Here is a 472-nt window from a genome sequence, read left to right on the forward strand (position 1 = left end):
CTGGTCGCCCTGCTGCGCGGCCAGCAGCGTCGCAACGAGACCGAGCATGCCCTGCGCGACAGCGAGGCCCGGCTGAGCGCCATCACCCACGCGATTCCGGACCTGCTCTTCGTGGTCGACGAGGACGGACGCTACCGGGAAGTGATCTCTCCGTCCCGGCACCACATCGATCCCGAGGACAGCAGCAAGATCGGCCGGTTGATCAGCGACGTGCTGCCCAGGCCGCAGGCCGAGCGGCTGATCGCCTGGATCGCCCAGGCGCTGGAGAGCGCGGCGCCGCAGGCCATCGAGTACAGCCTGGAGGAAGGCGGCCGAAAGCGAAGTTTCGAGGCCCGCGCGCAGGCCATCGACAGGCCGCTGTTCGAAAAGCGCGCCGTGGTGATGGTCACCCGCGACATCACCGCGCGCCGCGAGAGCGAGCAGCAGATCCGCCAGTTGGCCTTCTACGACGCCCTCACCGGCCTGCCGAACC

The 472-nt window shown here is 69.3% G+C and carries 1 protein-coding gene; it reads left to right on the forward strand.

What is annotated here, in order from left to right:
- Nucleotides 1–472, forward strand: a 472-nt coding sequence (locus B2X67_RS15995; protein ID WP_286786087.1) for a PAS domain-containing protein, incomplete at both ends; no start/stop codon positions are given.

This window comes from Pseudomonas sp. UBA3153, assembly GCF_002364635.1.
In the GTDB taxonomy this organism is placed as follows: Bacteria; Pseudomonadota; Gammaproteobacteria; order Pseudomonadales; family Pseudomonadaceae; genus Pseudomonas_O; species Pseudomonas_O kuykendallii.